Origin of the sequence: Vibrio sp. TMPB1044 (genome assembly GCF_030442075.1) — a bacterium.
GTDB classification, from domain to species: domain Bacteria; phylum Pseudomonadota; class Gammaproteobacteria; order Enterobacterales; family Vibrionaceae; genus Vibrio; species Vibrio satsumensis.
The window spans coordinates 98357-123838 of the sequence record NZ_JAUJED010000011.1; the positions used below are offsets into that span (position 1 = coordinate 98357).

General features: G+C 46.0%; 24 protein-coding genes. All 24 read right to left on the reverse strand.

The window, feature by feature from the left end:
* Positions 1-2181: a chemotaxis protein CheA gene (locus QQ041_RS06490; protein ID WP_285953360.1), complete on the reverse strand. Its 2181-nt coding sequence runs from the start codon at positions 2179-2181 to the stop codon at positions 1-3.
* A gap of 9 nt (positions 2182-2190) precedes the next feature.
* Positions 2191-2922, reverse strand: coding sequence for a protein phosphatase CheZ (locus QQ041_RS06495; RefSeq protein ID WP_285953372.1), 732 nt, complete (start codon positions 2920-2922; stop codon positions 2191-2193).
* A gap of 105 nt (positions 2923-3027) precedes the next feature.
* Positions 3028-3396: a chemotaxis response regulator CheY gene (cheY, locus tag QQ041_RS06500; RefSeq protein WP_016767062.1), complete on the reverse strand. Its 369-nt coding sequence runs from the start codon at positions 3394-3396 to the stop codon at positions 3028-3030.
* Positions 3397-3438: 42 nt separating this feature from the next.
* The gene (locus QQ041_RS06505; protein ID WP_017060667.1) at positions 3439-4173 is read right to left on the reverse strand and encodes an RNA polymerase sigma factor FliA; all 735 of its coding nucleotides are present in this window, start codon (positions 4171-4173) and stop codon (positions 3439-3441) included.
* Positions 4166-5053 carry a MinD/ParA family protein gene (locus tag QQ041_RS06510; RefSeq protein ID WP_048661509.1) on the reverse strand — a complete coding sequence of 296 codons (888 nt, stop codon included), beginning with the start codon at positions 5051-5053 and terminating at the stop codon, positions 4166-4168. The genes QQ041_RS06505 and QQ041_RS06510 overlap by 8 nt, the downstream gene beginning before the upstream one ends.
* A gap of 13 nt (positions 5054-5066) precedes the next feature.
* Positions 5067-6611: a flagellar biosynthesis protein FlhF gene (flhF, locus tag QQ041_RS06515; RefSeq protein WP_285953361.1), complete on the reverse strand. Its 1545-nt coding sequence runs from the start codon at positions 6609-6611 to the stop codon at positions 5067-5069.
* Positions 6612-6638: 27 nt separating this feature from the next.
* Positions 6639-8738 carry a flagellar biosynthesis protein FlhA gene (gene flhA, locus QQ041_RS06520; protein WP_285953362.1) on the reverse strand — a complete coding sequence of 700 codons (2100 nt, stop codon included), beginning with the start codon at positions 8736-8738 and terminating at the stop codon, positions 6639-6641.
* Between the two features lie 212 nt (positions 8739-8950).
* A complete protein-coding gene (gene flhB, locus QQ041_RS06525; protein WP_017064116.1) occupies positions 8951-10081 on the reverse strand; it encodes a flagellar biosynthesis protein FlhB in 1131 nt (376 codons plus the stop codon).
* A 9-nt stretch (positions 10082-10090) separates the two neighbouring features.
* Positions 10091-10873 (reverse strand): flagellar biosynthetic protein FliR, encoded by a 783-nt coding sequence (fliR, locus tag QQ041_RS06530; RefSeq protein WP_065675585.1) that lies wholly within the window; start codon positions 10871-10873, stop codon positions 10091-10093.
* A gap of 6 nt (positions 10874-10879) precedes the next feature.
* Positions 10880-11149 carry a flagellar biosynthesis protein FliQ gene (gene fliQ, locus QQ041_RS06535; protein WP_029235191.1) on the reverse strand — a complete coding sequence of 90 codons (270 nt, stop codon included), beginning with the start codon at positions 11147-11149 and terminating at the stop codon, positions 10880-10882.
* An 11-nt stretch (positions 11150-11160) separates the two neighbouring features.
* Positions 11161-12090 carry a flagellar type III secretion system pore protein FliP gene (gene fliP / locus QQ041_RS06540; RefSeq protein ID WP_285953363.1) on the reverse strand — a complete coding sequence of 310 codons (930 nt, stop codon included), beginning with the start codon at positions 12088-12090 and terminating at the stop codon, positions 11161-11163.
* Positions 12077-12487, reverse strand: a complete 411-nt coding sequence (gene fliO / locus QQ041_RS06545) for a flagellar biosynthetic protein FliO (protein ID WP_285953364.1) — start codon at positions 12485-12487, stop codon at positions 12077-12079. Before fliO ends, fliP begins: the two co-directional genes overlap by 14 nt.
* Complete coding sequence (gene fliN, locus QQ041_RS06550) at positions 12487-12897, reverse strand: flagellar motor switch protein FliN (RefSeq protein ID WP_004739851.1); 411 nt, start codon at positions 12895-12897, stop codon at positions 12487-12489. Before fliN ends, fliO begins: the two co-directional genes overlap by 1 nt.
* Before the next feature lie 29 nt (positions 12898-12926).
* Complete coding sequence (fliM, locus tag QQ041_RS06555) at positions 12927-13970, reverse strand: flagellar motor switch protein FliM (RefSeq protein WP_060983689.1); 1044 nt, start codon at positions 13968-13970, stop codon at positions 12927-12929.
* A gap of 7 nt (positions 13971-13977) precedes the next feature.
* Positions 13978-14466, reverse strand: coding sequence for a flagellar basal body-associated protein FliL (gene fliL / locus QQ041_RS06560; protein WP_285953365.1), 489 nt, complete (start codon positions 14464-14466; stop codon positions 13978-13980).
* 90 nt (positions 14467-14556) lie between these two features.
* Entirely contained in the window at positions 14557-16695 is a 2139-nt protein-coding gene (locus QQ041_RS06565; protein WP_285953366.1) for a flagellar hook-length control protein FliK, read from the reverse strand.
* Positions 16696-16877: 182 nt separating this feature from the next.
* Positions 16878-17315 carry a flagellar export protein FliJ gene (fliJ, locus tag QQ041_RS06570; RefSeq protein WP_017631772.1) on the reverse strand — a complete coding sequence of 146 codons (438 nt, stop codon included), beginning with the start codon at positions 17313-17315 and terminating at the stop codon, positions 16878-16880.
* A gap of 19 nt (positions 17316-17334) precedes the next feature.
* A complete protein-coding gene (gene fliI, locus QQ041_RS06575) occupies positions 17335-18654 on the reverse strand; it encodes a flagellar protein export ATPase FliI (protein ID WP_017060680.1) in 1320 nt (439 codons plus the stop codon).
* Positions 18654-19454 carry a flagellar assembly protein FliH gene (gene fliH, locus QQ041_RS06580; protein WP_048661519.1) on the reverse strand — a complete coding sequence of 267 codons (801 nt, stop codon included), beginning with the start codon at positions 19452-19454 and terminating at the stop codon, positions 18654-18656. Before fliH ends, fliI begins: the two co-directional genes overlap by 1 nt.
* Before the next feature lie 125 nt (positions 19455-19579).
* On the reverse strand, positions 19580-20641 hold the full coding sequence (fliG, locus tag QQ041_RS06585; protein WP_060983693.1) for a flagellar motor switch protein FliG: 1062 nt from the start codon (positions 20639-20641) through the stop codon (positions 19580-19582).
* Positions 20634-22376 carry a flagellar basal-body MS-ring/collar protein FliF gene (gene fliF, locus QQ041_RS06590; RefSeq protein WP_285953367.1) on the reverse strand — a complete coding sequence of 581 codons (1743 nt, stop codon included), beginning with the start codon at positions 22374-22376 and terminating at the stop codon, positions 20634-20636. Before fliF ends, fliG begins: the two co-directional genes overlap by 8 nt.
* Before the next feature lie 16 nt (positions 22377-22392).
* On the reverse strand, positions 22393-22704 hold the full coding sequence (fliE, locus tag QQ041_RS06595) for a flagellar hook-basal body complex protein FliE (protein WP_017060684.1): 312 nt from the start codon (positions 22702-22704) through the stop codon (positions 22393-22395).
* Positions 22705-22836: 132 nt separating this feature from the next.
* Complete coding sequence (locus QQ041_RS06600) at positions 22837-24246, reverse strand: sigma-54 dependent transcriptional regulator (protein ID WP_285953368.1); 1410 nt, start codon at positions 24244-24246, stop codon at positions 22837-22839.
* A gap of 33 nt (positions 24247-24279) precedes the next feature.
* Positions 24280-25320: a PAS domain-containing sensor histidine kinase gene (locus QQ041_RS06605; protein ID WP_285953369.1), complete on the reverse strand. Its 1041-nt coding sequence runs from the start codon at positions 25318-25320 to the stop codon at positions 24280-24282.
* Positions 25321-25482: the final 162 nt, after the last annotated feature.

Consider the following 25482-nt stretch of genomic DNA (forward strand, 5'->3'; position numbering starts at 1 on the left):
TTAAATTCTTGACGCAGCTGCGTACTGCTTCAACAAGTCCGGCACATCTAGAATCAATGCAATGTGTCCGTCACTTGTAATTGTCGCGCCTGCCATTCCTGGCGTGCCTTGCAGAAGCTTATCAAGTGGCTTGATCACGACTTCTTCTTGACCGATAAGCGTATCGACAACAAAACCAACTCGTTGGCTACCCAGCTGTACGATAACAACATGGCCGTGCCCTTTACGCAGTTCAACAATACCCGCTTTAGGAGCAAGCCAGTTTTGCAAGTAGAACAACGGAATAGACTTATCGCGAACGATGATCGTTAGCTGACCATCAACCACGTTTGTGCGGCTTAAGTCTAGGTGGAAGATCTCGTTAACCGATGCCAATGGCAATGCAAATGGGTGACCCGCAACACCGACCATCAAGGTTGGTAGAATCGCTAGGGTTAGTGGAACCTTGATGGTGATCTTGGTGCCTTGTCCCATTTCTGAATCAATATCAATAGAGCCGTTCAGTGTGTTGATCGCCGTTTTCACAACGTCCATACCTACACCACGACCAGAGATATCCGAGATCTGCTCTTTGCTTGAGAAGCCAGGAGCAAAAATCAGGTTGAAACACTCTTTATTTGATAAGCGAGACGCTGCATCTTCATCCATCAGGCCACGTTTGACCGCAATAGCACGAAGCTTATCAGGGTCCATACCGCCACCGTCATCAACGATAGCCAGCTCAATATGATCACCTTCTTGAGAGGCAGACAAAATCACTTTACCCGTTTGTGATTTACCCGCAGCAACACGGTCGTTCGGCATTTCGATACCATGGTCGACAGAGTTTCTCACCAAGTGAATCAGGGGATCTGCAAGCGCTTCTACTAAGTTTTTATCAAGGTCCGTTTCTTCGCCACGCATTTCAAGAACGATGTCTTTCTTCAAGCTACGCGCAAGATCACGGACAACTCGTGGGAAGCGACCAAATACTTTCTTGATCGGCTGCATACGAGTCTTCATTACCGCACCTTGTAGGTCTGCAGTAACAACATCTAAGTTAGAGACAGCTTTCGACATTTCTTCGTCGTTGCTGTTGAGGCCTAGGCTGACAAGTCGGTTACGCACCAATACCAGTTCACCCACCATGTTCATGATGGTATCCAGTGTTGATGTATCAACGCGAACTGTCGCTTCAGCTTGCTGCTTCTTAGCCGGCGCTTTAACTTCAGCTTTTGCTGGAGCGCTCGGTTTCGGCTCGGCTTTAACGGCAACTGGTGCTGCTGGTTGCGGTTTAGGCGTTGCTTGCGGTGCAACTGCCTTAACTTCTGCAGGCTTAGTCGCTGCATCCAGTTCTTCAATCGAAGGTCCATTGCCTGATCCGTGTAACTGGTCCAGTAACTTCTCGAACTCTTCGTCAGTCATCAGATCATCGCCTTCAGACATCGCCGAAACAGGTGCTGCAGAAGGCGCTGGCGGTGGAGGAGGCGTTGAACTCGCAGCCGTCGGGCTGTTACCCGCACCATGCAGTTCATCTAGTAACTTTTCAAATTCATCGTCAGTAATATCACCGCTGTCAGCAACTGGCTGAGGTGTAACAGGTGCTGGCGGCGGTGTTGGTACAGAAGATGCTGTTGGCGAACCACCTTTACCGTGAAGTTCATCAAGCAGGCGCTCAAACTCATCTTCAGAGATATCATCCACTGAAGAGGCACTGATGCTTGAACTTTCGACAACCGGTTCAGGGGCTGCAACGATAGGCTCTGGGATAACAGGTGTTGACGCTTCTGCTGGTGTAACTTCATCAACTAATTCTGGCTTACAGAGGCGGTGAAGTTCATCCAATAAAGCTTGGTCTGCTGGCACTAAAGGTTCCTGATCTTGCACGGCTTGAAACTGTGTATTAACAGTATCTAACGCCTGCAGCATAGTATCCATCAAACCCGATGTTACGCTGCGTTGGCCGTTTCGTAGAATGTCGAACACATTCTCGGCACCATGACAAGTATCCACCAGCTCAGTTAATGCTAGGAAACCAGCACCACCTTTTACTGTATGGAAACCACGGAAAATAGCATTTAATAGGTCTTTGTCGTCAGGATTATTCTCAAGCTCTACCAGTTGCTCTGATAGAAGTTCAAGGATCTCTCCTGCTTCGACTAAAAAGTCCTGAAGAATATCTTCGTCTAAATCGTAGCTCATACGTTACCTTTAAAATCCAAGACTGGATAACAAATCGTCGACTTCATCCTGAGATGCAACAGCGTCTTCGCGCTCTTCTGGGTTCATAATTGGACCCTCAGGCGCAATCGATGCTTTCCTCTCTGACTCTGGAGTTGGCTCTATTTGATTCGCACCGAATACCGTGAGAATCTCGACCAAACGTCCTTCTACCTCATTCACCAAGGTAATAACTTTGCTAATTATCTGCCCAGTTAAATCTTGGAAATCCTGAGCCATCAAGATTTCAGTCAATTGTCCGCGTAGTTCAGTGCTGTCGCCTTCTACTTGGACAAGCAATCCATCAATGCGGTGACATAAAGCTTTAAATTGTGCCAGCTCAATGCGGCCATGCATCAGTTCATTCCATTGAGGCCTTACTTGAAGTAAACACTCGTGTAGGTTGTCTGCAATTGGCATACAGCGATCGACAGCGTCCATCGTCTTATTTGCCGCCACTTCCGTTTTATCAATGACATACTGAAGGCGATCCCTTGCGTCAGGGATTTCGTCATTTGCGATAACGCTGATGCGCTCATCGAAATTAAATTTAGTCAAAGAATCATGGAGGTCGCGAGTCAGACTTCCTATTTCTTGAAGCATTGGATTGTCTTGAAGACTAAAATTATCTTCATAAATGCTTCTAACAAGAGAATCAGCATTCTGCTGCTCATCGTTCTCAAGCAGCTCTACTAATTTTTTTGCTTGTTCTAATGAAATCATCCTGAATTCGGCCTTACTCCGCATACTTTGTGCGCTTAGGCTATCGAGATAAACAGAGAACTTATCAGCTAATGTTTACCTAGAAATGCCTAAATTTATTGATGCTTATAAGCGATCAAAAATCTTATCAAGTTTCTCTTTCAGCGTTGCAGCAGTGAAAGGCTTCACAATGTAACCATTAACACCCGCTTGCGCTGCTTCGATGATCTGCTCACGCTTCGCTTCTGCCGTGATCATAAGCACGGGAAGGTGCTTAAGTTCTGCGTCTGCGCGAATGTGTTTAAGCAGGTCAATCCCTTGCATGCCCGGCATGTTCCAGTCAGTTACCACGAAATCAAATTCGCCTTTTTTCAGCATAGGTAACGCGGTCAAGCCATCGTCTGCTTCTTGAGTGTTGTTGAAACCTAAGTCGCGAAGTAGGTTTTTAACAATTCGGCGCATCGTTGAAAAGTCATCAACAATGAGAATTTTCATGTTTTTGTTCAAATTAGCCTCCACTGAATAGGATCAGTGTTGTTAGTCGTTCTGTGTCCAAGCACTTAACTTAGTGCGTAAACGCTGCATAGATTGGCTCAGTATTTGGCTGACACGAGATTCGCTGACACCTAACACTTCCCCAATCTCTTTTAAATTGAGTTCTTCGTCGTAATAAAGCGAAAGCACAAGGCCTTCCCTTTCCGGAAGTTGTTTTATCGAATCGATCAAAGCTTGGCGGAATGACTCATCAGCAACCCCTTGAAAAGGCGTATTATCTTGAGAGTCTTCATTCGGAGATATTACATCATCTGAGACGCCTAAATCTTCGATTCCAACCAGTCTTGAACAATTAATGTCAGTTAAAGCACTGTGATACTGCTCTAAACTGAGTCCCATGTGTTTTGCCACTTCGGCATCACTCGGGTCACGGTTGAGGATACCCTCTAACTCCGCGATTGCACTGCTGATTTCTCGATTGTTTTTATGAACCGATCTCGGTACCCAGTCCCCACGGCGAATGTCATCTAACATTGCCCCGCGAATTCGAATACCGGCATACGTCTCAAAGCTTGCGCCTTTGGTACCATCATAGTTTTGTTGCGCTTCAATCAAGCCGATCATGCCAGCTTGAATTAAGTCATCAACTAATACATTAGGCGGTAATCGCCCCAACAAGTGATGAGCGATACGTTTAACCAACACAGAATACTTCTCAAAAAAAGCCTGTTGGCTATTGTGATTAGCATGTTGGTCGTAAGTAAGCGCTTTATTCACCAAATGGTTCCTCTATAAATTCAGTACGATTCAGCAGCCTTTCCACAAAGAACTCCAAGTGCCCACTTGGTGTTTTTGGTATTGGCCAGGTCAATGCTTTATTAGCCAAAGAGCTGATTGCCAATGCCGCTGGAGAGCGAGGATACGCATCGACTACGATTTTCTGTCTCTTGACTGATTGACGTACTTTATCATCTAAAGGAATACATGCTACGAGTTCGAGGCTCACATTCAAGAAGCGCTCTGTGACCAAAGTCAACTTTGCAAATAATTCTCGGCCTTCACGGTAGCTTCTGACCATATTTGCAACAACTTTGAACCGCTGAACTTGGTGTTCTCTGCTCAAGAGCTTAATCAAAGCATATGCATCCGTGATCGAGGTAGGTTCATCACATACCACGACAACCACGTCTTGCGCCGCTCTTGAGAAGCTGATTACCATGTCCGAAATACCGGCTGCGGTATCAACTAACAAGATGTCCATCTCGTCTTCAAGCGAACCGAATGCGCGAATCAAACCTGCATGCTGTGCGTGTGAAAGTTCAGTCATGCTTTGTGTGCCCGATGTCGCAGGAATAATTTTAATTCCGTGCGGCCCTTCGACAATCGCATCCTTAAGTTCACATTCGCCTGCCAACACATGCCCAAGGTTTCGTTTAGAACGAATACCCAGCATGATATCGACGTTAGCGAGGCCTAAGTCGGCATCTAGCACCATAACTTTTTTGCCTTGGCGCGCCATGCAAATAGCCATACCTAACGTCACATTAGATTTACCAACCCCTCCCTTACCACCGGTTACAGCGATAACTTTTGTGAGTGAAGGCTTGGTTAAGCGACGGAGGCCGCTAGCTTGATCATGTATCATATTTTCATTCATATTTATCCGCCGCCTAGAGCCCTTCAGAATCGCTATTCCAGTAATGAGGTTCATTCTCTGTAGATTTTTCTAATAACTCATTGGCCTTAGCAATCATGTACTTTGGCTGAGCTATAACGATATCTTCAGGAACTCGTTGACCATTTGCAATGTAAGCAACTGGTAATGCATTTTGTATTACGACACTGATGAATTCACCTAGACTTAGGGATTCATCCAGCTTAGTCATGATGCATCCCGACAACGGGATTCTTCTAAAGTGTTCAATTGTTTCTTGCAGCACTTTGCGTTGCGCGGTTGCAGGCAACACAAGGTAGCTATTGATAACGGAACCACTCTCTTGCATCAATGTGTCTAACTGCTCAGATAGGCGAACATCTCGTTGTCCCATGCCTGCAGTATCGACCAGAATTAGGCGACGATTACGTAACTGATATATTACATCGGCCAATTCACTAGAATCTTTAGCAACTCTTACAGGACAACCCATAATTCGACCATAGATCGATAACTGCTCATGTGCACCTATACGATATGTGTCAGTTGTCACTAGTGCTACGTTATCTGCGCCATATTCCATGGCTGCGCGTGCAGCTAGCTTAGCAACCGTCGTTGTTTTACCTACGCCAGTCGGGCCCAATAAGGCCACAATACCGCCGCGTTTTAAAATATCTTTTTGTGTAACGGAGATTTGGTCAGCAACCAAGGCTAACAACGCCTTCCACGCACGTGCAGGTTTGGTATCTTCAGGAATGTAACACGCCATTTGATCGGCAAGCTCTGCAGATACACCCATACGTTCAAGGCGTTTGATAAGCATGGCTCTAAGCGGTTCACGACGCTCAACTTCTTGCCACATTAATCCAGATACTTGATGCTCTAACAGACGACGAATTGAGGTCATCTCCTCGCGCATCGTTTCCATTTCAGTATCTGAACCTTTGGAATGCGTATTCTCACGACCACGATCATAACGGGTAGGATCCAAACGAGGTGCTGGACGCTCTACTCTGCGGTCTTCGGCAATCAATTGGGATAAACCTGTTTCACGAGCAAATGCAGAATCTAGGTTCCCGTGAGACTGTTGGTTACCGCGAGACTGCAAATTACTTTGAGTCTGATGACTATGAGGCTTATGACCCGTGCTTGATTGGCGATTGAGCAATGCAGACAATGAATCTTCATTTTCAGCACGATGTTGTGGCTCATCATCGGCGCCATGACTGTATTGCTTTAGCATATTCGCAAAGCGCTTGGTCATTGAGCGTCCACCTTCAGCATTCGACTGTAGGCTAACCTTATCATCGTCTAATTGTCGTCGCCCTGCAGGAGCTGCGGGCGCGGCCATTTGCGTATATTGGCTTTGTGCAGGCTGCTGAGGTTTATTTGGTCTCTGGCTCGCTGTCGACGGGCTGGATTCACCATCAATAGCGGCAACAATTTCCACGCCACCTGCGACCTTTTTATTAGACATGATCACCGCTTCCGAACCAAGTTCTTCTTTAACTTGGAGCAAGGCCGTTCGCATATCTTTTGCAAAAAATCGTTTAATTTTCAATTCGATCGTCCGTTCTAATTAGGCGGCTTAATTACCAACAGCTTGTACTATACGTATCTGCTTTTCGTCCGGTATTTCTTGGTAAGACAAGACTCTCAAGCTTGGAATCGTGTTTTTCACGAACTTAGCCAGAGTCGAACGTAACACACCAGAGGTCAGTAGCACCGCGGGCTCACCTTTCAGCTCTTGCTCTTGTGTCGCGTGACTGAGGGATGTCTGTAAACGTTCGGCTAAACCAGGTTCAATACCAGCAGATTCTCCGCCGGATGCCTGCATGGTTTGATGCAAGATTTGTTCCAGCTCAGGAATCAAGGTTATCACTGGCAATTCCGGTTCTATACCATTGATTTCCTGAACAATTAACCGTTTCAATGAGATACGAACCGCCGCCGTAAGTATGTCAGGTTCTTGACTTTTACCAGAATACTCCGACAAAGTTTGGACTATGGTTCGAATATCACGAATTGGAATGGCTTCATTCAATAGGTTCTGTAGCACTTTTACGACTACACCCAACTGCAATTGATCCGGTACAAAACCTTCCACCAGCTTAGGTGTTGAGCGGCTGAGCATCTCAAGCAAGTTCTGAACTTCTTCGTGACCAATAAGCTGTGATGCGTTATTGGTTAGCAGTTGGCTAAGGTGTGTCGCCAGTACAGTAGAAGAATCGACAACGGTATAACCTAGAGCTTGTGCATGTTCACGCTGCTCTTCACGTATCCATACAGCTTCAAGGCCAAAGGCAGGGTCAATCGTCGGCTCACCATCGATCATACCGTAGACTTGACCTGGGTTAATCGCGAGTTCCATGTCTGGTTTTATCTCAGCCTCACCTACCGCGACACCCATCAAGGTGATTCGGTAGCTGTTTGGTGTCAGTTCTAGATTATCGCGAATGTGCACCGCTGGGATCAAGAAACCAAAATCTTGAGACAGCTTCTTACGCACACCTTTAACGCGTTCAAGCAGTTCGCCTCCTTGGTCTCTATCCACCAAAGGAATCAAACGGTAACCTACTTCTAAGCCAATAATATCAACAGGTTGAACATCATCCCAAGAAAGCTCTTTCTGAGAGCCTACTTCTCCATTCGCTTCAACGGTCGCCGGAAGGTTAGGTTCTTCCGCCTTCTTCTTGTTCTTTTTATCGATGTAATACGCCCCTGCACCCGCAACAACTGCAAGGCTCAAGAACGAGAAATGTGGCATACCTGGAACAATACCCATGATGCCAAGGATTGCAGCGGTGATCATCAAGGCTTTTGGATTGTCGAACATCTGGAAGACGAGCTGCTGCCCCATGTCTTCATCAGTGTTTTGGCGCGTTACCATCATCGCGGCTGCAATAGACAGTAATAGAGATGGAATTTGTGCAACCAGACCATCACCGATAGTCAGTAGTGTGTAGATTTCAATTGCTTCACCAAAACCAAGGTCAAACTGAGCCATACCAATGCTCAAGCCACCAATGATATTGATGAATAAGATTAAGATACCAGCGATCGCATCGCCTTTAACAAACTTAGACGCACCGTCCATCGAACCGTAGAAGTCGGCTTCTTTGGTTACTTCAAAACGTCTCAGACGAGCCTGATCTTGGTCGATCAAACCAGCGTTCAAGTCGGCATCGATTGCCATCTGTTTACCCGGTAAGGCGTCCAAAGTGAAACGCGCGCTTACTTCCGAGATACGTCCTGCACCTTTGGTTACAACCATGAAGTTAATGATCATCAGAATCAAGAACACCACTAGACCTACGGCATAGTTACCACCGATAACCACGTTACCAAAGGCTTCAATCACGTTACCAGCCGCGTCGCCACCTTCATGACCATGAAGCAAGACCACACGTGTTGAAGCAACGTTCAAGGCTAATCGAAGTAGAGTCGCAATCAGAAGTACGGTCGGGAATGCAGCAAAGTCTAAAGGTCTGCGGGTATAAACCGAAACCAATAGCACAACCATAGACAGTGCAATGTTAAAGGTGAAGAACATATCCAACAAGAAAGCTGGAATGGGCAACACCACCATAGCAAGCGTTGCAAGTACCATAACAGGTGCACCAACCGCAGGCATGGCACGGTTCGGGATTTTAGGTAGCTTGTCCGCAAAAGGCAGGGAGAATTTCATAAATCTAGACAGTTTCGCTATGTTGTAGCTCTCTGAACAAGTGGATTAGATCTTAGTCAGGGCTGTTTTGCTATGGGCTTATAATGTTCAGGCTTACTACAGCAAACACTGTACCAACATCTCACGTCAAATTATCGCCATCACCTCAATAAAAGGAAGATTGGCTAGCTCACTATTATCAGGGTTCATCACGCAGAGCTCAAGCAATTGATCTAATGACGTAAATCAGGTGGGATCGGCATATTAGAATCTTGCAGTTTTGGTCTCTCACCACCTCGTTTTCGGTACTGCTTAAGCTGGAAAACATATGCAAGCACCTGCGCGACAGCCGTAAACAGACCGTCAGGAATTTGTTGTTCTAGTTCAGTGGTGTGATAAAGCGCCCTCGCCAATGGAGGTGCCGGAACAATATAGATATCGTTTTCGCGCGCAATTTCTCGGATCTTCATCGCCATGTGGTCAACACCTTTGGCAACCACAATCGGCGCTTTATCTTGATTCTGCTTATAACGCAGTGCCACGGAAAAGTGCTCTGGGTTGGTCACAATCACATCCGCTTGAGGGACGTCTGCCATCATACGACGCTGAGCCGCTTCCCTTTGTAGCATACGAATTCGGCCTTTTACTTCCGGCTTACCTTCGGTATCTTTGAATTCGTCTTTAACTTCTTGTTTAGTCATTTTCAGCTGATCAGCGTGTTGCCAGATCTGAAATGGGATATCAATGGCAACCACGATCAGCAAAGAGCAACTGATTAAAAGAATGAAGTTAAGCAAGATATCCAAAGCATGAAAGATATTCTGCGGATACACATCCATACTCAGCTGCATTAAATCATGCTGAGAGGCCTGAATAAGGTAAATAGCCATGCCTGATACAAGTGCCACTTTCAAAATAGATTTCAGCAGTTCAACCCAGCTTTGTAGGCCAAACATACGCTTGATACCACTGAGTGGATTGAGCTTAGACGCCTTTGGCATTGCAGCTTGCATCGAAAAGTTAATCCCGCCAACACCTGCCGCACCAATAACAGCCGCAACAAACAAAGTTATCAAGATTAAGAACAGTGGAAACAGTAAGTTCACCAGTGCGCCACCAGCGATTTCAAGGAGCTTGTTGGTGTCAAAGATCTCGTCGCGGCTCAGAGAAAACAGACGTTGCATGGCCTCGAACAAAGCCTTCGCCATCGATTCGCCAAACCACATTAATGCAATCGCACCGACTATCAGTACCGACGCTGAAGCTAGCTCTTTTGACCTTGCAACCTGCCCTTTCTCTTTGGCCTGTTGCAAGCGTTTGGGCGTGGCGTCTTCTGTGCGTTCTTGACCGTCTGACTCTGCCATTTCAGTCTCCTAGCAATCTAACCGGATTAGACGACATATCTGTTGTTCGCCTTGCATCCAGAATAGCTCATAGTGACTATACAAGCCGCCAAGGATGTACCAACAAAGTAACAGACCCACGAGTAGCGCAAATGCAAAACCCAAAGAAAAGATATTTAACTGAGGTGCAGCACGCGTCATTACACCAAAAGAAAGGTTAATCGTTAACAGTGCGATAATGCCCGACAAGGACATCGCCAATGCCGTTTTGAACATGATACCAAGCCACAACGCGAGCTCTCGAAAATCAACCGAAGTCAAAGAGCCACTGCCAATCGGCAAAGTCTTAAAGCTGAACACCACCAACTGCAGCATTTTCAAGTGACCGTCGGTTGCCAAGAAGAACATAGTGGCAAGTAGCATGAAGAGCTGACCCAATACTGGCGTGTTCTGTCCATTTGCTGGGTCGACCATAGAAGCGAAGCCCAAGCTAGATTGCATACCAAGGATTTGACCGAGCATAACAAAGGTTTGAATCATGAACTGGGTGACGAAGCCCATAGCAACACCAATAACGATCTGTTCAAATACTGTCAAGAACCCCTGAAAAGACAGCAATTCAATATCTTTAGGAACAGCAGGAATCGCGGGCATTACGGCAAAGGTGATCGCCAAGCCTAAATACAGACGAATACGCGGCGACACAAAGCGCGCCCCTGTTACCGTCATCACCATCAGCATGGCTGAGATGCGAGTGTATGGCCAAAAATAATTGGCTAACCACTCTAGTACAAGGCTCGTCGGGTATTCCATATCGATTTAATACAGAACTTGCGGCAAGCGTTCGATGAGTTCAAAAAAGAACTCCATCATCATCTGAGTCATCCAGTGTGCAAATAGCATCAACGCCAACAAAGTCACAATCAAACGCGGCAAGAAACTCAGTGTTTGTTCGTTGATAGAGGTCGCAGCTTGGAAAACAGCGACGACTAAACCGATCAGCAGGCTCGGGATGATAATGGCGCAAACCATAATGAGTACCATCCAAAGGGCATCTCGGAACAACTCTACGAATATTTCAGGATTCATTATTCCCCCAGCTACAAGGCAAAACTGCCAGCGAGAGTGGAGAGTATCAAGTTCCAACCATCAACAAGAACAAACAGCATCAACTTAAACGGCAGCGATACAATCATTGGTGACAACATCATCATACCCATAGCCATTAATACCGATGCCACTACCAAGTCGATGATTAGGAACGGCAAGAACAACATAAAGCCTATCTGGAAAGCCGTTTTCAACTCTGACGTGATAAATGCAGGAATCAGAACCGCCATTGAAACATCTTCAGGGTTGTTCACTTCCGCACCAGAGATCTCAACAAAGGTTTCTAGATCTTTGATTCGAGTCTGTTTAAGCATAAAGGACTTAATCGGTTCTTGGGCAACATCGAATGCCTGTCGTGCCGATATCTGTTCATTAAGATAAGGCTGAACTGCTTGTTCGTTAACTTGGTTAATCACTGGCGACATGATGAAGAAGGTCAAGAATATCGCGATACCAATAATCACTTGGTTAGACGGTGTTTGTTGTAGACCCATTGCCTGACGCAAGATAGACATCACCACCACAATACGGGTGAACGAGGTCATCAAAATCACCATCGCCGGCAAGAAGCCAAGCATGGTCATTAGAGCCAAGATCTGTAGGTTTATCGAGTAGTCTTCACCACCATTAGCATTGGTTGTCATGGTAAAGGCAGGTATGCCACCACCATTGCCGGTTAAGCTACCCGTTGTCATGGTTTGCGATTTGGCTTGGTCTTGTTCCATCGTGCTGATGGTTACCGACTCTGAGCCAGCGGTATTCGCAGGAATGACGGTGCCGTCTTCAGCCTGTGCAAATACCGACATACTGAATACGAGTGAGCAGAGGAGAGTGAGCTGAACCAACAACATTTTAACCATTCGGAAAGCTCCGTTTTGGCAAACGTAAGATGAGTTCAAAAGTCCGTTACTTGTTTGCATCTTTTTTTATTAGCTGGGAAAGCTGACTTGAAAATGTACTTTTTTCCAGCATCTCCTGAGTAAGAGGTTTATCCAGCTTAGAAATTAGCTGGATAGATTGCGTGGTAATCCCGACTAAGAACTGATCATCACCAGCTTGAACAATAGCGATGCGTTCTTTAGTACCTACAGGAATTTGCCTAACAATCGCCAAGCCTTGCTGATTCGACATTGCAGGCACTTGCATTCGCTTGAGTAGCCAAGCAATAAATAAGATGAAGGCTATAACGAAAATTAGCGACCCAAAAGTGGTCGCTAAATCGAGAGATGGCGGCGTTGCAGCAAAGGCAATAGAAGGAGAAGATAACAAAGCTCCCCCCGTAATTAGCCTAGCCAATCTTGGAGACAGAAAGCTCATTAACGCAGCTTCTTAATTCGTTCTGTCTGGCTAATAACGTCAGTCAAACGAATACCAAACTTGTCGTTCACCACAACCACTTCACCATGAGCAATCAAGGTACCGTTTACCATCACATCCAGTGACTCACCAGCAATTCTATCTAGCTCAACAACCGAACCTTGGTTCAACTGAAGTAAATTACGGATACTGATCTGAGAGCGGCCAACTTCCATTGAGATAGTCACGGGGATATCCATGATGGTATCCAGTTTACGACGCTCATCTTCAGAAATCGGAGACGATGAATCGGTTAGCTCATCAAGTGGTGCCGCAAGCACGTCATCAACATCAATTGACGGTGCTGAAGGATCTTCACCAAGTGCCGCAGCCCACTCGTCTGCTAGCTTTTGATCTTCACTAGGTTCCATTACCAATTCCTATACTTTTATCTATTTTGCTATTCGTCATCGTCGCTATTTTCCAGCTCAGACATTAAGTCCTTGCCTAGAAAAGCGAGATCAGTTTTAACCACATGTGGTCTTTGAATTTTTTCAGAAATCTGTACTGCGAGCTTCTCACCGGAACGGCCCATTTTCACACGATACGTTGGCAGCTCTTCAACGAACATAGTCGCATGCTCAGGCATGTTCATTGGAATGACGTCACCGGGTCGCAGCTCCATCAAGTCACGCAGAGAAATATCTTGCTCTAGCAAGTTCACACGGAAGTTAACCGGCACATCCATAATTTCATCACGCAGCGCGGTACTCCAACGAACATCGGTTTCCATTTTGTCTGATTGAACACCGGCATCCAGCAGTTCACGAATCGGCTCTACCATGGAGTAAGGCATCACGACGTGGAAGTCACCACCACCGCCATCCACTTCAATGTGGAATGAGCTTACAACAATCACTTCTGTTGGGCTCACAATGTTCGCCATACTTGGGTTCACTTCAGAATCCAAGTATTCAAACTCAACCCCCATCACTGGAGACCAAGCTTCTTTGTAATCTTCAAAAACAATTTTCAACAGTAACTGAATAATTCGTCTTTCGGTTGGCGTGAATTCACGGCCTTCAATCTTGGCGTGGAAACGTCCATCACCACCAAAAAAGTTCTCTACGAGAATAAAAACAAGACGAGCTTCCATGGTGATAAGCGCCGTGCCTTTCAGCGGGCGGAAACGAACCATGTTTAAACTAGTGGGTACATACAATGTGTTTTGGTACTCACCAAACTTCATCATCTGCACGCCGTTGATCGACACTTCAGCTGTTTTACGTAACATATTAAACAAGCTAATCCGCATATGACGTGCGAAACGCTCGTTAATAAGTTCAAGGGTCGGCATTCGACCACGGACGATTCGATCTTGAGATGAGAAGTCGAAATTGACCGCACTATCATTGTCGGTTTCTAAGACATCTTCTACGTCTTCAACATCATCAACGCCATGTAATAGCGCATCAATTTCGTCTTGGCTTAATAAATCGGTCACAAATTACCTATTGAATTACGAAGTCAGTGAATAACACTTTTTCAATCACAGGCTGGCCAACAGCTTGAGCCAGGCTTGCTTTAATATCTTCAGTCGCCTTATTTCGCAGTTCAACTCGCCCAGTTGGAGAGCGCAATTGATCAACCGTTGCTGAAGCGAACGTTGCTAATAAAGTACTCTCTACAAGAGGAGAGTGGTAACGAGCCAAGTCTTCATTCTTGCTGCCACGCACCATTAACTGTGCTTTTATCTGAACTAGGCGGTCTTTTTTATCACCTGTCACATTGAACAAGAAGGGCTGAGGGATATTAACATACATAACAGGCTCGGCTGCGACCACAGCAGTAGTCGGCTGAGACTGAGATTCTGAGGCACTATCATCAGAGCCTAAAAAAAAGAACAGTGCGCCACCTACGCCAAGTAGTAAAACGACTACCGCTATAATGATGATGAGAAGCTTACTCTTCCCTTTAGGTGCATCTTGTTCTTCTGCCATATTTTGCTCTAACTTCCTGTTCTTTCGATTAACTGACGGTACTTTCTATTAACTGGTTCTGTCTATTAACTAAGTGTACTTAGCCTGATATTAGGCATAATAACTAATTCCATCACGCTTTGATGCGACATTCAATTCAAGATTGCTGCCACTATCAAGGTTTTCATCACCTTGACCATCATTTGTGCGGTTAGCGCCGGATTGTTGTTCACCATTGTTGTATCTATCTTGCCCCTGGCCAGAGTTCTGTTGTTGAACTGACGAATCGGCAAGCTGCATCCCTTGTTGAGCGAGCATCTCTCTCAGACGAGGTAAGGTTTGCTCAATCACATCTCTCGCCTGCTGATTGCTCACAGTAAAGTGCACATTCGCGACGTCATTATTCATGGTCATTCGAATTTTCATCTGCCCCAATTCAGGTGGGTCGAGTCGGATGTCCAAGTTCTTAAGGTTTTTAGACATCATCATTTGGACTTTTTCAGCTACCTGCTCATTGGCTAGTTCTTTGGTGAGCTGTAAAGGAGCCTGTTGAGCAGCTTGAATTTCAGCTCGCGTAGGTGCCGAACCAACCGTTGCTGTACCTTGTGCGCCGGCCGCAGCAGCGATCTGCTGAGCAAAGGCCGAATCTTTAGAATCTTCTTTAGCACCCGCTTTTCCAAGACCAGACAGTGCAGCTGCACCGGCTCCAGTTTTAAGTAACATGTCCGTTGAGCCGGCTTTGGTCGCTGCAGGTACTGCATTCATCGCCACCCCTTGCGCAGTTAAAGCAGGGTCTAACGCAGCTTGTTGTTGAGGTGAAGCAAGGTTAGCTTGTTGAGCCGCTGCCTGTTGGACCACGTGCGCATTATTGGCATGCAACATTGCTGCCTTGTCTGAGACAGCATTGGCTGCAGCTTGAGACGAGGCCTGTGATGTCGCTTGCTGAGCAGCGGTCGCGACAGCTGCTGTCGATGCTACTGCCGCTAAGGCTTTAGCTTCATTCGAATTTGCATTATCCCAATCAATCGCGGTTGGGTTATCTGAGGTGCCAGTTGCGTTCGGGGCTTGGCTTAGTAAAGCACTAGCTTGTTGTTGAACGTTGGCGAGCTGTTGATTCAACACTTCTATATTAGAGGTTGCTTTAGCTAAGGCAGCTTGCTCGTCGACCGTCAACTTAGCACCACTTTGTTGTTTTTGAAGCAAACCATCCACTACAGACTGCTCTGATTCAATTTGTCCATTCAATTGGTTTAGCGCTTTAGTATGAGCATCAACCTGTTTCGCTAGCTCAAGTTCAGCTGGTGAGAGTGCTTGGCTTTGATCGGTAGTAACCGCGCTAGCCGCATTTTTTTGGTTCAGCTCTCGACTCATACTTGCTTCAATTTGTTCTGGGGTAACGCCTTTATCCATCAGCTGTCGAATTTCATCATCTGATAACTGAGACACTCCCTTACCTCCGGTAAGCACAGCGATTTCAGAATCGACCTCAAGGCTCTTCTCTTGATTTGCTGCACTAGCTTGTTGTGTCGTATTACCCGCAATTGAAATTCCTGCAACAGAAGCACCCGCGACATTACCTTGGACTTGATCTATCTGACCTTGCTGAGGCAAGCCTTTGCCGTTTGGCGCTTGATTTAGAGCTTTGTTTGCCTCATCCAACTGACCAAGCAATTTATTGCCTTCACTCATCGCTACGCTGGCTTGCGACGCCTGCGTAGAACCATCTACAGCTGATAAATCCTGAGCTTGAGAAGCCTGTTCTTTAGAATCGTTAGTCGTAGCCTGCGCGTCTTTACCAGCCGCCTTATCTGCGACATTGTTATCAGAGACAGTGTTATCAGCGATGGTGCTATCAGTGCTTGAATTAGCTTTGAGCTGAGCCTCCGCTCCAGACACAGCCTCTGCAGATGTTATATCTGTGGCTTTGTCGTCCTCGACTTCTGAAGCCACTTGTTTACTTTGTGCTTCGCTCACTTCGTCAGTCGCCTTTGATTTCGCTGAATCACTTTTCTTCGCTTCAGCTGACGCTTCACCTTCAGTAGCGGCCTGCTTTTCGTCAGATTTCGACGCGTTTTCAGTGTCTTTTACTGCGGCTTTACTGGCACTTTCTTCAAAGCCGAGCGCTTCTTTAAAAGACTCAAAGAAACCTTTAGCGTCGCCGGTCTCTTCTACCTTTGAAGAGGTAGAACCGGTGTCCAACAACGATGACGTTTTGTTGGTCGCTGAATTTGAGGAAAGACTAACATTCATATATACAAGCTCTATCTACTAGCTTTGCTGCGATGAATCATGCAACAAAAAGAAAGTCGGGTGCTTTTCATGCCTTTGGTGGACACGACGCGCAATTTTATATAAAACGGAGCAAGAAACATGCCTATAAGTTCTGTTCTCTCAACCTAAAGAGCAGTGGCTACCTTATTCATGGCTTAGGATCACATCTTCTTTCGGCTGTATAACAAAGTCGAGAACTCATCCATTTGCTTTTGTTCTCTTTGATCTTGCAGTTTTGCTTTCTCTTTCTGCTTTTTTTCCATCAACCACTCGTAGGATTTACGTTTTTTGCGTAACTCCATCCAGTAGTTTTGACAGTTGTCGACTTGATTTTTAAAGTGGTGCTCCGCTTCTCTCTGTTTAGAAAGCGTTTCATCTAATTGAGTTAAGAAGCGGTTTAAGTGACCATATTGACTCGCCGTTAACCCGGCCTTGCCACGGTCGACAAGCTGCTGGCAGTAATCAAGTCGGTACTTTTCAATCTGCGCAACCTGCTCATAGTAACCTTGCAGCTCCGAGTTCGCTTTGTTGAGCGCGAGTACAGCTTGGTTCTCTTGATCTTTGGCTTGATCGAGCAAAAATTCTAATGCGTTATCCATGACTAACCTTATTCACTCGTTAGCCACCCAATACATGCTTTAACATGTTGACACACATGTCGTATGGGACAGTTTCTTTCATCTTCTGCTGCAAGTATTCATCCAGTTTTGGCTTCAAAGTGAAGGCACTATCAATTGCAGGATCAGTTCCTGGCTTGTAAGCACCAATCGAAACCAAATCTTGGTTTTTGCGACAAATAGACAGCACTTGCCTTACCGCTTTCGACATCAAAACATGTTCTTCAGTGGTAATTTGCGGCATAACACGACTGACAGATTTCTCGACATCGATCGCAGGGTAATGACCCGCATCCGCCATCTCACGCGACAACACAACGTGTCCATCAAGGATCGCTCGCGACGCATCAGCAATGGGGTCTTGTAAGTCATCGCCTTCGGTTAACACGGTAAAGAAAGCCGTAATCGAACCTTGTTCATCATTGCCGTTACCCGCACGTTCCACCAGCGCTGGAAGCTTGGCGAATACTGATGGCGGATAACCTTTAGTTGCTGGCGGCTCACCAACAGACAGAGCAATTTCACGCTGAGCCTGAGCAAAACGGGTCAATGAGTCCATCAACAACAAAACATCTAAACCTTGGTCGCGGAAATACTCGGCTACAGCCAACGCAGTTTGACAACCTTTTAATCGCATCAGTGGCGATGAGTCAGCAGGAGCCGCGACCACCACCGACCGCTTACGACCATCTTCACCAAGAATCTCTTCAATAAATTCTTTAACTTCTCGTCCACGCTCACCAATTAGACCTACAACCACTACCTGCGCGGTTGTGCCTCGAGTCATCATACCAAGCGTAACCGACTTACCGACACCAGAACCAGCGAACAGACCGATACGCTGTCCTTTACCTACGGTAAGTAGGCCATTAATCGCCTTTAAACCCACATCGAGTGGTTCAGAAATCGGTTTACGAGCTAAAGGGTTGATTGGCTCAGCATTAAATGAAGCGCGTTGCTCAGTATAGATTGGACCTAGCCCGTCGAGTGGATTGCCTACGCCGTCGATCACTCGACCAAGCAGCTCCATACCTACAGGGATGCCACTTTCAGTGGTCATCGGTGTCACACGAGCGCCAGGTAAGATCCCAGTGATTTGCTCACTCGGCATCAAAAATAGGTTATCGCCTGAAAAGCCGACGACTTCGGCTTCCATCTGACCAGACATAGTTTCAACTAGACACAGGCTGCCGATCGGAGCTTTACAGCCAGTAGCTTCAAGCGTTAAGCCAACAACGCGGACTAACTTACCTGATGCAATTGGTCGCGATTTTAGCCCTTCGACTTTGTATTGGCTAAGACGATTCGCTAACTCAAGCATTACTCATGACCCTGGTGACGGTTTGCACCACAGAAATTCTGAATAACGTTTTTCACGCGATCTTCCATGCGGTAGTTAACGCTTGATTCACCCGCTTCGATTTGTACATCACCACGATTAAGTGCAGGCTCCGCAACTAGCGTCCAATTACGGCAATCCAATTCTGTTTCGCCATACGCAGAGCGAATGATCGCCACATCTTCCGGGTTAAGCTTCAAGGTAATCGCATGACCAGAAATTGGCAGGGACTCTACCGACTCTTTCACGGTATCTAATATGATTTGTGGATTGGTTTGTACTTCAACATGAACCACTTCTTTGACCATGGTCAGTACCATGTCTACCAGCTGCTTCTCAACCTGAGCATTCATCAGCTCTAATGGCTGAGCAAACTGGTTGGCAAGCCCCATAAAGATGGCAACTTGTTGCTGAATGTACTCTTGGCCAGCAGTCACGCCTTCAAGCTTACCGGCTTGATTGCCTTCTTCGTGGCCAGCGGCAAACCCTTCTTCTTTGCCTTTTTCGTAACCTTGTTTAAAACCAGCCTCTTGCCCTTGATGAAGGCCTTCCTGATAAGCACCTTGTTTGATCAGTTCGATCTGCTCTTCAGTTAGAACCAACTCTTCATCTTCAATGGCCTCTTCAACTGTCGGCATCCAACCAGGGTCGTAGTTAAACGCCGTTTCTTTGGCTTGTTTATTCACATCAGAGGTATAGTCAGGTAGCCCCCATTTCTGAGGTTGGGCAACCGTATTATCTTCTTCAGGGCGAAGGAAGCCGCGTTTTCTATCACCTGACATATCAGTACCTATCTATGAGTACGTCCAACTGCATTGTCAATTCAAGCAGTTAAACAGAGTTAATCTGTGGTTCGAAATTGGATAAAGAAAAGCCCCAACAGTGTGGGGCTTTTGAGGTTTCTGTATTAAAGGAACTCGTCGGCGCCACCAGACAGCATAATCTCACCACTGTCTGCCATCTTCCTCGCAATACCCAATATCTCTTTCTGAGCCGCTTCCACGTCAGAGACTTTCACTGGCGGCATCGCCTCAATATCGTCTCTCATCATATCGGAAGCACGTTTAGACATGTTCTTGAAGATCTTCTCACGTAGACCATCATCAGCACCTTTAAGTGCTTTCTGTAGAATGTCTTGTGGAACATCACGTAGCAGTCGCTGAACACCTTGGTCATCCACTTCAATAAGGTTTTCAAAGACAAACATAAGATCTTGAATCTGAGTTGCCATATCTTCGTCTTGATCTCGAATTTGATCCATCAAGACACCTTCTACGTTGTTGTCCATGTAGTTCATGATCTCAGCCGCGGCTTTCAGGCCACCAATTTTGGCAGCTTGAGCACCAGCTTGACCCGCAAACTGTTTCTCCATGATCTCGTTCAACTCAGCAAGCGCCGAAGGTTGAACTTCTTCAAGGTTGGCAATACGCATCATTAGATCCAGACGAACACGCTCTGGGAATTGAGACAGAATCTCAGCCGATTGATCAGCATCGAGGTACGACAAAACAATAGTTTGAATTTGAGGGTGCTCATTGATGATGATGCTCGCCACTTGACGAGGATCCATCCACTTAAGCGAATCCAAACCTTTCGAGCCTGTACCGAGAAGGATTTGGTCAACAAGGTTATTCGCCTTGTCTTCACCCAGAGCAGCCACCAACGCGTTACGCATGAAGTCTTCACTACCCATACCAATGTTGGTGTACTTCTGAATATCATCTAAAAAAGCACGGTGCACTGCGCCTACTTTCTCTTGAGATAGATCCGTAGCTCGCGCCATCGCACTACCCACACGCTGAACCTGCTTTGGTTCTAGGTGACGAATAATACCAGCAGCGTCTTCTTCATTTAAACTGAGTAACAAGATCGCAGCGCGCTCATCGCCTGAGATAGAGTCGATATCCACGCTAGAGACATCAAGCACTTCACCGCCTTCAGTTTGTTGTGGAACTATTTCGTTAGCCATCTACCATCCAATTCTTAACTACTTGAGCTGCTAGCTCCGGTTCATTCGCTACAAGTGCACGTACTGCTTTCAGCACATCCTCGTCTTTATGAAGGTTTGGCAAGTCAATGCTTGAACCAAATTCAAACAGCTCACCACCTTCAATATCACCACCAATTAAACTGGTTTCGCCGTCGATACCAATTGGCATGCCATCAGGGCCGTACATCTGTTCATCATTGTCAGCTGCTGGGTTAAGCAGTTTCTTCATTGCAGGGCGAACAAGTACCAATACCACCACAATAATAACTAAGGCACTCGCAAACCAACGTACCCAATCATTAAAGTTTGGATGCTCCCAGATAGGCACATCTGCCACAACATCTGTCACTTGTGGGGCGAACTGCATACTTAACACGTTGAGTAAATCACCACGGCTTTCATCAAAACCGACAGTACCAATCAATACCTGACGAATCGCATTGATTTCGCTTGCAGGGATTGGAGTATGAACCACTTCGCCCGTATCTGGGTTTAATGATTGACGGTCTTTGATCGCTACCGATACCGTCTGGCGGTTAACCGTGCCACTCTGTTTACGTTCATGGCTGATGGTTGTATCTAACTCAAAGTTTCGAGTTGCTTCTTTATGAACCGAGCCTTGCCCCGTCATCGAGCCGTCTTTCATCTGAGCAACATCTTGTGGGATTGAGGCATCAGCAGGTGGCTGATTACTCAAAGCACCTGGAATACCCGCAACAGTATTTCCGTTGTTGTAATCTTCTAAGGTGTATTCACTTCGAGTCGCAGGTGTATTCGGATCAAAACGTTTTCTGGTTTGTTCCACTGCACTAAAGTCGAGCTGAATATCAACCTGAGCGGTATAGTTACCAAACCCAAGAATAGGAATCAGAATAGAGTCAATTTTTTCACGCAACGCTTGTTCTTGGTTGCGCTCTAACTCGTGTTCTTTACGACGCGCTGCAGACATAGGGTCTTGAGAGCCTGAGCTCAACAGTCGACCATGCTGATCAGTCACCGTAATACGTGAGGTTTTCATTCCCGGAACGGCACTAGCGACCATATCCACAACAGAATCGACTTCTTGTTGCTTAAGATTGTTACCCGTTTTAAGGGTTAGGAATACGGAAGCTGAAGCTTCTTGATTGTGACGCACAAACACGCTCTGCTTTGGCAACGCCAGTAAAACCTGAGCTTTACGCACCTGTTTCATCTGTTCAATGGCTTTGGCAAGTTGTCTTTCGCGGCTTAATTTAAGGCGTTCTTGTTCTAAACGTTGTGATACACCAAAGCCCATGTCTTGCATGAGGATGTCATCACCCGCGTTTCGCTCTTGGTTCAAACCAGCTCGAACCATATTGAGCTTCAGAGAATTGTACTCACTAGCCGGTACTGAGATGGTGTTGCCTTCAAGCGTGTACTCGATCTTTTGCAGATCCAAGTAGTCAAGAACGGGAATCAACTCTTCTGTTTCGTAAGCTCCTAGTGGACGCATTTCTGGCTCTTTCACCCAGAAAAACAGCATCACGATCAGCGCTACACAGATAGAGATAGAAAGAACTAAGACGACCTGACGAAGTAAATCGAGATCACCGACAGCCATATCGAACTTCGATGAACTGCGTTCACCTAGATCGGGATTTTGCCCTTCTCCGTCTAGCTCAGAGCCTGCAATAAGTGCGTGGTCATTGCTATCGCTTACGGTTAAATCTGTTGTTTGACTATTATCTGCCACTATTTAACTACCCAACTTATACCGGCATATTCATCAGCTCTTTGTACGATTCGACCAATTTATTTCTAATTTGGATCGTCGCCTCAAAAGCCACACTAGATTTATTACGAGCAATCATCACGTCCGAAAGAGATACGCTTTGGTCGCCGCTATCAAAACGAGCTTGAAGATCACCTGAGGTCTTTTGTAATGAGTTCACATTATTGATGGCATTAGTCAGCATGTTGCCAAAATCTGCACCGACCGCTTGCCCCGTTGCTGCGGGACGCGCGCTGGCAGCTTCAACCATCATTGCCTGCATTTCGCCTTGTAAACCATCTATTCTCATCTACTACCTCAGGAGTCAAAATTATGACCATCTATTTAGCTATATTATTGACAGAGCAATTAGCGTGCCACACATTAAATTGACTAGATATCGTAATACACTAGTCAGAAAGCTGACACTACTAATCTATCCTTAGTTTGGGATATCTATTCCAGCATCACGCATTTTCGCCAACTTGTAACGTAATGTGCGTGGGCTAATACCCAGTTTTTCCGCCATATCTTTACGTCGGCCATTACATGCGATCAGGGTTTCAAGAATGATCGCATACTCTTGATCTCTAAGCTCATTACCAAGCCCTTCACTGCTAGCAACTATTTTATTAATTGGGTTTGCTTCTGCAACTGGCTTAATTTCTGGTGCCGCAACATCACTGCCTTCAACGATTTGTTGTAGGCTGCTTGCGTCTTGCCAGTCAACACCTTCAAGAAGAATGTGCTCACCAGAGATGTTCTCTTGCTCGCTCAATATTAACGCACGCTGTACCACATTGTCTAATTCGCGAACATTGCCAGGCCACGGATAGTTGACGAGTTTGCTGATTGCTTGTGCTGACATCACTGGCACTGGCATACCAAGTTTGGTGCAATGGCGCTCAACTAAGTGCTTGGCTAAAGGCTCAATATCACCTTTACGCTCGCAAAGAGGAGGCCAAGAAATTGGGAATACATTCAGGCGATAGTACAAATCTTCACGGAAATTACCTTCTGACACATACTGTTTTAGATCTCGGTTACTGGTCGCTAATACACGGACGTCTAATTTGATGCTCTTGCGACTACCCAAGCGTTCAACTTCACGCTCTTGCAAGACGCGCAATAGTTTCGCTTGTAGGCTAAGATCCATTTCACTGATCTCATCCAACAAAATGGTACCGCCTTGAGCTTGCTCAAATTTACCTGGACAAGCTTGAATAGCACCAGTAAATGCGCCTTTATCGTAGCCAAACAGGGTTGCTTCCAACATGTTATCTGGAATCGCGGCACAGTTAATCGCAACAAATGGACCGTCTTTACGGCTCGAAGCATTGTGAATATAGCGAGACATGACCTCTTTACCAGAACCACTTGGCCCCAACACCATGACGTTAGCATCGGTTTTAGCCACCTTATCAGCCAACATCATTAGCTTGATGCTTTTCTCATCGGCAACGATGGCATCGCCATTATCTTCCGATTTTACCGGAGCATAACGGCTCACCATATTGAGCAGTACTTCAGGCGCAAATGGCTTTGCCATATAGTCTATAGCGCCCTCTTTCATTGCGGCAACGGCGTCTTCAATGTTGGCATACGCTGTCATCAACAATACTGGTAGATTTGGCCAATGCTGCTTGATATTTCTTAGCAGAGCTAAGCCGCCCATACCTGCCATCTGCACATCAGAGACAACAATATCAACGGAGTTAGATTTCAATTTTACCAGAGCATCTTCCGCACAATCCGCTTCCAGCCATTCATAGCCAGCAAGCGCGAGAGTGTCGACAAGGGCTTCGCGTAGACCTTCATCATCTTCGACGATTAACACTTTGCTTTGAGCCATAGGATTCTCCAGTGTAAATTCAGTTAAAACTTATTAGTCTTCAGAAGAAGCGCTTCTTTCCAGCGGTAGGCACATAGTAAAGCATGCGCCGTCACCCTCTTCTGATATCAATTCCAGTCGGCCTTCATGTGCTCGACAGACCATTTGTACAACGGCTAAACCTAGACCTGTACCTTGCGAACGAGTGGTAAAGAAGGGTTCCATAATTTTACCTTGAAGCTCTTTCGGTACGCCGGGGCCACTGTCTTGTACTGATATTTTAAGCTCGCCGTTTACTGGTCTAAAAAACACATCAATCTGCGATTCCTTGCCAGCAATTTGAACCGCGTTCAAAACCAGATTACTTAACGCTGATGCGATGGCGTTGGCGTTGCCAAACATTTGAGTCTGTTCGCCTTCAACTTCCTGACAATAATCAATCTGGTTGGATTTCAGTGCCGCTTCCACCATCGGGTGAAATTCTGTTATCAATTCAGCGACAGTAAATGGCTTAACCACCTTGTTGTCGCCACCTTTGGCAAACAACAGCATGTCGTTCACTTGTTTCTCTAAGTCATGCAATCTATCCATAAGCTTAGATTGAAAACGTGTCTTTGTTGCCGGTGGCAGGTTTGGCGCGGCAAGGTTGGATGCATACAACATTGCACTAGAAAGCGGTGTACGAACCTGATGGGCAAGCGAAGCTACCATTCTGCCTAATGACGATAAACGTTGAAGATCACTCACGCGAGACTGCAGAAGACGAGTTTCTGTCAGATCGGTAATCAAGATAAGTTGACCCGTAGTAGAAGCTGAAATCGCCAAACGCACTTTTCGCCCGTTCTTCAATGAAATCTCATGGCCATCGTCATCTTTTGGGTCAAAGGCACTTTGAATTACTGAAAACCACTTCTCGCCTACGAGCTCAACCCTAAGGATACGATGCGCTTCTGGGTTCGCTTCTCTCACTTCGCCATGAGTATCTAACAAGATTACCCCTGCAGGCATTACATCGAGTACTTGCTTATAGCGTTCAACCTGCTGCTCAACAGAATCTAGGTGTGATTGATTTTCTGGTTCGTTAGCTACATGCATGTCAAAAATTTGCCTCAGATACTAAAACAGCCTGAGACGTACAACACGAGTCAGGCCATTTGCTATATTTATCACATAGTTAAGCAAGCAACAACTCGACTATGGTCTATCTATTCAGTCAGCTAGAGTTACCAAATAGCTAAGAAGTGTGTGTTAGTTTTT